The following is a 7996-nucleotide window of genomic DNA, read 5'->3' as shown; positions in this document are numbered from 1 at the left end:
GACGAGGACAATACCAAGCTGTTAATTCTACTCGCATTGGTTCAGCTACCTTGTTTGCTAAAGCCTGAGCACGGTTTTTGAGATCACGCTCGTCAGGGTTAGTGTCACGCATTAACAAACCACACAACACCAAGGCACGTCCTCGTAGAGTTTAATATATTGTTTAGTCGCTGCTTGGTATAGTTCCAGGAATTCAGATTGCTGACAACGTGGACGTAGCCACTTCAGTAGACTCTGGTGAAGCTCACGGTTAGTAGCTAAGTCTTCAAGCTGATGTATCATCCCAGTACCTCCTTTCATTACACCTGGCGGTGTTTGTGTATCGTTAGAAGTTTTACTTCCCCAAAAGTAGTTCTCCGATGTGACTGTGACTAAGCATCGAAAGGGAAGCGATCGCGCCTCTTACCTGTTCGGGTTTAACTTCTAAGTACCGCTGCAACTGTTCTAAGTTGCGATGGCCGCTGATTTCCTGAATCACCCTCAAGGGAATCCCAGCGTTACTCATCTGAGTTAATGAGGTGCGGCGGAAGCTGTGGGATGATGCTCCCTCAATGCCGACTCGTTTGAAAGCTTCTCTTAGTATCAAGCCAGCAGAGTCAGGGTGGATGTGACCCAAGCGCGTATTGTAAGGTTTGCCTGGGAAGAGATAAGGTTGCCCCGGTGTGGGTTGGTAGCGGTTGAGGAGCGATCTCAGTTCTTCAATAATAGGGATAGTGCGCGTTCCCAATTTTCCTTTGGTGTTGGCTTTGCGGATGATGAGTTCTGATCTGACAGTTCGGACAGTGCGACTGGTGGTGTAGGCATCGGCAACGAGCAGGGTACAGGCTTCTCTGATTCTGGCAGCGGTGTAGAGGCAAACTCCAAACAAGGCTCTATCTCTGCCCGTGAGGAGGCCTTCGGCGAACACCCGCCGAATCTCCTGTTGAGTCATTATTTTCGCCTGTCCGTGCCGCTCAACCTTCACAGAAGTGTCCTAACGCTTTTTCTGAATCCTCCCATACCCCAGTGCCATAGGATCGGGCTTCCGATACATTAATATGCAATAGCTGAGTAGCTAATAACGAGGCGGCTATTTTTAGGCAACCTTAACAGCTTTTAAATTAGTTCGACTTGCTCAATTGTGAAACTACAGCTTGCTATAAATGCTACGACTTTTGAGCCTCTGCTACAATTCCTTGAATTGGGAGTGCAGAGTTTGCTGTTAAATTGTTAAATTGGTATTAAGTGTACCGGGACAGGAAAAAACCTCAAAATTAACTTTTTGGGTCTGAGTTTTCATGATTTTTTTTGCATTATTTTGCATAAATTTGAGTTTTTGTGAGTTTTTTTGAGTAAACTTGTGCAAGCTCAGCTTGAATTATTAGCTGAAGTCGAGGCAGTATTTGCAACTTAAAACTCAAATTTATGCAAAATAATGCAAATTTATGCAAATTTATGCAAGGTAGGAAGCTGGGGGAAAAGCAGAGAAAGATGGTAGCAAGCAATGTTTTGTGATCACAAAAGTTACCTTCAAGGCGCATCAATCTGACTCCCTCCGTTGGAAACAGAAGGTAGCAAAGGCAATGTTCAGCGATATATTTATACCGCAAAAGGAATCAACCGCTTGCTGATTGCTGTGCAGCGATCGAGGCGATCGCGTAGAGGATGGCTGCTATATATCAATCAGTTTTTAGTTTTTTGATTTTTGTTTCATTGACAGACAACAACCACACCCGCTATCTGCCTGATTGATTCAGAATCCTTTAGGATTTGTTCAAACCCAAATGCAGCAGCACGGCTGTGAGTTTTCAGCCAAAAAAGTTTTGAGCTTCGGCCTTGGGTGCGCTTGATCGCCGAGCTATCCTCTGCCAGCTCCCATACGGCGGCCTCACAGAGGGTTGATTGTGGCTCTGCTAGGAAAGCGATCGCTAACAACTGAGGTGATAAGTCTAACCTAGACTTTCAACTGCTAACCGCTGCTCAGCACTCAGACTTTCTAGCGCCTCTGCTACGGGTAAGTATCCGTATCGGTTGAGAATGTGATGTAGACAGGTTTTTGCTGACTCCACCATCCCCTCAGCGACCCATAACGCCACCTCCGCAACTTCACGGGCCACCTCCGCAACTTCACAAGCCACGCCCCAAACTTTTTCTACAGGGTGAGTCTGATTCTCTGTCACAGCTTCGGCTGTATTTTGTATATTTATGGGGGGAGCTGTGACAACCTCCACATCAAGAGGAGAGGGTGATTCAGCCATTTTCGCAGAGGCGATTTTTTCAGCCAATTTTTGACAGACTAGAGGGTAAAGCTCATCCCAGTTTTCGGGTCTGCTAGAGTTCTCACCAGCCTCTACAAAACGATATTGCCAAACTCGCTTATCCCCCTCCCTAACCTGAGAGGCCTTCAGCTTAACCCCGATAAATTTAAGTAAGCGGTTGAGATATTGCATGGGTGAGCTTTTGCCGGGATGTCCAAGTAGGGCGGCTGCTGACTTGGTTTTACAAATCCTCACCAGTTCCTTGACTTCAGGGGATTTATCCGTCCAGACCTTTGAAGGGTCAAGGAATTGATTAATCCCCAATTTTGAGAGTAAGTTTTAGTTTGAGCCATTGGTTGTTCAGGTCAGGCAAGAAAGTTCTAAACTCACGGTTCCATTTTTGCCGTTGTAGCAGTTCAGCATCAATAGGGTTTTCAAGTTTCCAGTTGGCATAGAGCTGATTGAGCAAATCTCTGTCAGTGAAGCGGATACGGTAAACAAACTCCCAAGTCCAAAGCTCAGTATTTTCAATGCCTGGTAGCCGCGCTAAAAGGCGATATTTGATGGCTTTGCAGCAATCCTCCCATTCAGCATTGCTTCCCTCAATTTCTAAGTATTTTCTAGGGTGATAAATTCAGAATTGAAAATCTGCTTTGCTTCTTCTTCTTTAGAAAGCTTTTTAGCATCAGCAAAGCTCATTCCCTCATCGTAAATGGCATCAGGATTAAGCAAATCCGAGAAACTAATTCGATTAACTTCATAGCCACCATCCTCAAAAGATTTAAGTAGAAACCGCCGTAAGTTACGCGCTTCAACTGCATCTTTGCCCTTAATTTTCGCCCAAGCTTCTAGGTGTGGGGGAATCAATTTGAGCCTTGATTGCTTCTTTGATTGCGGCTGTATTTTCTTCAGGAGAAAGTGCTTTCATTTCAGCCGTTACCCGCTCTTCAATGTCTTTGATTAGCTGACCTGAAAAGGGATTAGAATCATTATTGCTGGCAAATTTACGCTCAGCACAGCAGATCACAATCCTTTCTGGATGCCTTACCCGGCGAGACATTTGGAGGCATTCATCAACGCCAATGACCCCGCGAAAAATGCAGAAAACATCAGAGAAATAATTCCCAATCTCCAAATTATCAATCTTTCTTTGATTGAAATATCGAGACCGCTTTCAGCAGTTGGGTAAAGATGATAAATTCTGGCTTGTGCTTTCTGATGTACTCATCAGGATTAGCTAGAAATTCCTTAGCCCATTTCTTAGTAGCTGTTTTGCTGCTTAATAAAATGCCTTTTTGCCTTGAGCCGTCAACTTTTTGTAAAGGGCTTCGGCATCATTGAGGGAATCTGTGGCAATTGCGGGGCAATCAGCATCCATGATTGCCCTTGCTAGCCATTCAAATTCTGCCTTGGCAATCCGATATCTGCCTTTGGGAAGCTCAAGGAAGGTTACGGGCGGCGTATCGCCCTTAAATTCATTTTCAATTTTCACCGATGGCATCTTGAAGATTTCTTCCAAATATTGAATATCTGAATCTTTGAGATTACCATCAAGCGCGATTACCCCCCAACGGTAGGGCCAATCTTTTCTAGATAATCGAGAATTTCAAGCCTTTTCTCTTTGCAAGTGCTACTGGTGAGCAGATGCTTGATACTGCTTGAAGCTTCATCCAAAATAATATGTGCCCCCTCGAAAATTTCAGGGGGAAGCTTCAGCAGGGAATCCCAACACAGGCTGATCCGAGCGTTAGGATCTTCAAAAAACGGCGGCCATCATGCTCATCTAGGTGATAGCTACCAATCTTTTGAGCCTGCTGTAGCAGTAAGCTGTTACGGTAGCCGATGTTGATTTGCTTCCCTGGTTGCGTTGCAACCTTATCAGCCAACAATTGAGTTTTTCCGGTGGCTAGGCCCGATTTGGGAGCTATAATTTTGCCGGGTTCAGGGGCTTCTATGTCGAGGTAGCGCTGGTTTACTTTTTCTCAGGAGAGAAGCCCTTGTAGCAAAAACGCCACAGGCGCTCATCCTGCAATTGTTTGAGGGATTCAGCGGCGGCTAGGACTTGGGCAACGTCGCCACCAGCAACTGCAAAATCATCAATTCCTTTCTGCGGGCCTGGGAGTCTGGCAATTTTGACTGTGGACTGTTTGAAGAGTTTGCCAAGGATAGCCGCGTTGACCCATTCGGGGGACTTGAAATAATCACCGGGGCGGTAGTCGAAACAAATCGTAACATCACGACCATCATCGAAGGGTAATAAATCTGGGTGCAATTCCCGTGCGATCGCTTTGCCTTTAAAATCTCTGTCTGTAACCCGCCATCCCATTGAGATACCAGGGAGGGCGATCGCCGCGTAACCCAAAGTCAGTAGGCATCCTGCTTTTTTCTCACCTTCTGTCGGTTTTACAGGAACTCGATTTTTAAGCACCCATTCCCAAAAACCCAGAGCCGAACCTTCTTGTGTAACCTCTATGTAACTAGGCATGGCGATACCATACTGCGCCGCAACTTTCTCCCAGATGTGAAGCGGTACTTTGAGGAATGCGATCGGGGCTTTACCCCCTTCAGGGTTGCGGTACTTTACGACTTTCCATTTTCCGTTTTTGCCATTCTCAGGTTTGAGTAAGGGCCCTTGTAAAATCTTGACGCGACCGTTGCAGATCCAGCCGTGTGACAGTGGAGTGTTGTCAAAGTCTACGCAGCGTTCCCAAAGTCTCAGGTACTTGGCGTTGAGGCGGCCCGCGTTGAGGCGCTGCGGGTGGGGATAGAGAAATTCAAATAAGTCTGCGCCAGCGATCTCCTGTACGTTGAGGTTAATGATTGCATCGTCAACGCCAGAGTCTAACCAATCTTGGCGGTAGTCAGTGCGATCGCTGCTCTGATAGACGGGCGAGTTGGGGAGTGTCAGAGTGGGGTGCATTTATTTTGCCCCCCCAAATTTCAATCGGAGTGTACCGCCATCGCCATATTTTTGAAGGAAATCAAACAATTGATGCGGTGCTACTTCAAAGATTTGCTCAGTAGGTTCTGCAAATCTGTTTTCGTTTTTTAGATTGCAATTACTTGAGTCGGTGTGAGGATAGTGTGGTGATGACACAATAGGTTGTGCCTTACCACATATACTACCTAACTCATTTTTTTGAAAATTCCATCGGTGTTCCTTTGTAAGGGTTAACACCGCTTTTGCAGGGGTCTGTTGTTTAAAGTTGTCAAAATAGGGACTGCAATCACAAAAAGTCTGATTGAGTTGACTATTGACACCGTTTTTGTTACATTTACATAACAAATATTTTCTTTTTGACCCGTTCTGCAAAGCCGGGTGTAATTGCTGAATTGATGCACTCAATTCGGCAAATTTAATTTCTGGGTAGTTTTCTCGATTGTCGCTTCGTTTTCATAGATTTTCCCTCAATTAAATATTTTTCGAGTATTCTCTCACAAAAAGCGCTCGCTTAGTAGCGATTATTTATCCTTTGGTGAGTGTTTATTGGTGAGGCGGTTTTTATCAATCGCCTCACTTAATTGCTTTCCGATCCAAAAACTGATACTTTGCATATTAAAAAGTGTCCGAAGTATTGTTTTAATAGTAATCTATTTTTCCGTTTTGCGATCGCCACTAGCGATCTTTTTTTGGGATTAAGTTTGAGTTGGTCAAGTCACAATCATAAACCTTTAAGGCTTGCCTCACGAGCGCATAGCACGAGAATAAACCCGATACTGAATACTGGTTTCATAAACCTTTGATGCTCTTAAGGGGTTGAGCGCATAGAACGAGAACCCGATACTGAATACTGGTTTCATAAACCTTTGATGCTCTTAATGGGTTGAGCGCATAGCACGAGATAAACCCGATACTGAATACTGGTTTCATAAACCTTTGATGCTCTTAATGGGTTGAGCGCATAGCACGAGAATAAACCCGATACTGAATACTGGTTTCATAAACCTTTGATGCCGTTAGGGGGTAGAGTATCTCGGCTATACCCCTCACTGCTATATCAAACCAGCACTCATACATCTAAAGTTGACGGCGATCGCCATAAAGCATAATTTTTGCGTTGCCAGCCCTCGGTAATAAGTCTGATGTCTCGCACGAGAAGTATTTACCCTGACGATGTGGTAGCATTTTGACTACAACAATCAGCGTTTTGAGCGATCGCCCAAAAGAATCAAGCTAAGTTTTAAAGAAGTTTTTGCCTGATCTTTTCCAAATATTTGGCAAAAAACAATGGCAAAATCACGAATTAATTAGTATTAGGACTATATGAATGAGCGATCGCCCTCAAGTTGTAATAGCGTGATGCTCTTCTAGGTCAATTCGTTTGGGGGCAAGCCAGCGCGAAAAATCTGCTCTGCCGTCAGTTGCAATTCAGGAAATGCAGCCGACTCAATGCGCGAGTTTCCCCTAAACTGTTTGACCTGATACTCCCCATCAACCAATTCATAAACGCTGAACGTGGGTTGTTTGGGATTGCCGATAAACTGCCTGCCCCCCAAACGAGGTAGTCCACAATCCAGTATTCAGGAATCCCCATTTCTTCATAATCCCTAGCTTTTGTGAAATAGTCATCACGCCAATTGGTGCTAACGACCTCTACAGCCAGTCGCACCGAAGCCCCAATCGTGATGATGGATTCTTTCTTCCAGCGAGGTTCGTTTGCGATCGCGGTTTGATCTAAAACTATTACATCTGGCGTGTAGCCTGATTTGTCAGCGGCAGACTTAACTATGTACTCTTTCGGCACGAGGTAGGGCAATTGTTGCTGCCGAATCTACTAAAAACACAACGCCAGCAATAAACCCAGCTACAGCCGAATGGTCGCCAGTCCCTAAAGGCATTTCAACAATTACTCCGTTGTGTAGTTCGTACTTGTGGACAGAGTTCTCTGGATACCAAGCAACGAACTCATCAAACGTGACTGTTTTGGCTTTTGTGTGGGCTTGAGTCATGGTGTTTACCTTGCTAGAAATCTACGTCCGACGCTTGAGGGATTCAAGAGTGATAAAAGCCTTGCTGGGTAAAGGTTATACGCCCGACCCTCTGCGAACAACTCAGCGAGGCTGAACGCAACCTGTTAAACCCTCTGCCTGTAAAGCTTGTAGTTTATTTGGAGCCTCTGAACGCAACCTGTTAAACCAGTTTTTGCGTAGCCAAGCAACAACGAAAATAAAACATTTTTGCAAGTATTCTTTACCGTGTTTAAATACGATTTTGTACGGCAAAAATCGTGTTTAGCACGGCAGAACCCTCTCGGCATTGGCAACAAGCTGAGGCAAGAAATTAAATTCTGACTGTTAACCCGACTCATCACCCCTCCCGGAACCCGCCAGGGGTCGATTCCGTTTTCTCTGAGCAGGCGCTCGTAGTAATCGCGCTCCGATCGAATTTCGTCTTCGGCAGCGTAAGCGTTGCCTAAGATTTCAAGGTCGCGCTGGAGTTGTTGAACGCGCTGGCTCAGTAGTTCGTTGCGTTCTTCCTCAGTGCGGGTAATGCCAAAAGCACTATCAAAACGCCGCTCCAAGGTTTCAGTCAACAGAGCCATAACAAGACTTAACGCTTTTTTGTACCATCATTATTAGTAGGAGTTGGGTCAGCAGTGGTAGAAGTGCTCTTGGCGGTATTACTAAGAGTGCCTGATGCTGGCAATGGTAAAGTTACTGTTCGCGTCGTATTTGCAGCATTTGCTAAGCTAATACTCGGCCAAGTAATGATACCTGTTGCTGAATTATAACTACCACCATCTGAGGGTACTACTCCT

At 45.2% G+C, this 7996-nt stretch carries 11 protein-coding genes and 1 pseudogene; 1 reads left to right on the top strand and 11 read right to left on the bottom strand.

Annotated elements, in window-relative coordinates; genetic code table 11:
* Positions 1-111: 111 nt before the first annotated feature.
* Complete coding sequence (locus tag OSCIL6407_RS35750) at positions 112-282, bottom strand: hypothetical protein (RefSeq protein ID WP_155523446.1); 171 nt, start codon at positions 280-282, stop codon at positions 112-114.
* 52 nt (positions 283-334) lie between these two features.
* Positions 335-931 carry a tyrosine-type recombinase/integrase gene (locus OSCIL6407_RS31535; protein WP_019488025.1) on the bottom strand — a complete coding sequence of 199 codons (597 nt, stop codon included), beginning with the start codon at positions 929-931 and terminating at the stop codon, positions 335-337.
* Positions 932-1537: 606 nt separating this feature from the next.
* Here OSCIL6407_RS31535 and OSCIL6407_RS35745 point away from each other — a divergent pair.
* Positions 1538-1681 (top strand): hypothetical protein, encoded by a 144-nt coding sequence (locus OSCIL6407_RS35745; protein WP_155523445.1) that lies wholly within the window; start codon positions 1538-1540, stop codon positions 1679-1681.
* Positions 1682-1928: 247 nt separating this feature from the next.
* Here the strand turns inward: OSCIL6407_RS35745 and OSCIL6407_RS0128945 are convergent, their stop codons facing one another.
* The 9 genes and pseudogenes from OSCIL6407_RS0128945 to OSCIL6407_RS36020 form a co-directional block, all read right to left on the bottom strand.
* Complete coding sequence (locus OSCIL6407_RS0128945; protein WP_019488023.1) at positions 1929-2561, bottom strand: hypothetical protein; 633 nt, start codon at positions 2559-2561, stop codon at positions 1929-1931.
* Between the two features lie 285 nt (positions 2562-2846).
* A complete protein-coding gene (locus OSCIL6407_RS0128935; protein ID WP_019488022.1) occupies positions 2847-3104 on the bottom strand; it encodes a hypothetical protein in 258 nt (85 codons plus the stop codon).
* Positions 3067-3297 (bottom strand): hypothetical protein, encoded by a 231-nt coding sequence (locus OSCIL6407_RS31530; protein WP_040650489.1) that lies wholly within the window; start codon positions 3295-3297, stop codon positions 3067-3069. The genes OSCIL6407_RS0128935 and OSCIL6407_RS31530 overlap by 38 nt, the downstream gene beginning before the upstream one ends.
* Positions 3298-3516: 219 nt before the next feature.
* Positions 3517-3738 carry a hypothetical protein gene (locus OSCIL6407_RS0128925; RefSeq protein ID WP_019488020.1) on the bottom strand — a complete coding sequence of 74 codons (222 nt, stop codon included), beginning with the start codon at positions 3736-3738 and terminating at the stop codon, positions 3517-3519.
* 471 nt (positions 3739-4209) lie between these two features.
* The gene (locus OSCIL6407_RS0128920; RefSeq protein ID WP_019488019.1) at positions 4210-5157 is read right to left on the bottom strand and encodes a DUF3854 domain-containing protein; all 948 of its coding nucleotides are present in this window, start codon (positions 5155-5157) and stop codon (positions 4210-4212) included.
* Entirely contained in the window at positions 5158-5583 is a 426-nt protein-coding gene (locus OSCIL6407_RS37450) for a hypothetical protein (RefSeq protein ID WP_234709972.1), read from the bottom strand.
* Between the two features lie 962 nt (positions 5584-6545).
* Positions 6546-7187: pseudogene (locus tag OSCIL6407_RS31520) on the bottom strand (Uma2 family endonuclease).
* 125 nt (positions 7188-7312) lie between these two features.
* Positions 7313-7780 (bottom strand): hypothetical protein, encoded by a 468-nt coding sequence (locus OSCIL6407_RS37445; RefSeq protein ID WP_019488017.1) that lies wholly within the window; start codon positions 7778-7780, stop codon positions 7313-7315.
* 8 nt (positions 7781-7788) lie between these two features.
* The coding region (locus OSCIL6407_RS36020) for a DUF11 domain-containing protein (RefSeq protein WP_162140461.1) at positions 7789-7996 on the bottom strand (208 nt) is incomplete at its 5' end.

The sequence above is a fragment of the Kamptonema formosum PCC 6407 genome, assembly GCF_000332155.1.
GTDB lineage: Bacteria > Cyanobacteriota > Cyanobacteriia > Cyanobacteriales > Microcoleaceae > Kamptonema > Kamptonema formosum.
This window is presented reverse-complemented; position numbering and strand designations above follow the sequence as displayed.

Bases quoted from the DNA above. Each gene is read 5' to 3' on its own strand.
- OSCIL6407_RS0128925 (WP_019488020.1), bottom strand. From the start codon at position 3,738: ATGCCATCGGTGAAAATTGAAAATGAATTTAAGGGCGATACGCCGCCC.
- OSCIL6407_RS35750 (WP_155523446.1), bottom strand. From the start codon at position 282: ATGATACATCAGCTTGAAGACTTAGCTACTAACCGTGAGCTTCACCAG.
- OSCIL6407_RS0128920 (WP_019488019.1), bottom strand. From the start codon at position 5,157: ATGCACCCCACTCTGACACTCCCCAACTCGCCCGTCTATCAGAGCAGC.
- OSCIL6407_RS31530 (WP_040650489.1), bottom strand. From the start codon at position 3,297: ATGTCTCGCCGGGTAAGGCATCCAGAAAGGATTGTGATCTGCTGTGCT.
- OSCIL6407_RS31535 (WP_019488025.1), bottom strand. From the start codon at position 931: ATGACTCAACAGGAGATTCGGCGGGTGTTCGCCGAAGGCCTCCTCACG.
- OSCIL6407_RS37445 (WP_019488017.1), bottom strand. From the start codon at position 7,780: ATGGCTCTGTTGACTGAAACCTTGGAGCGGCGTTTTGATAGTGCTTTT.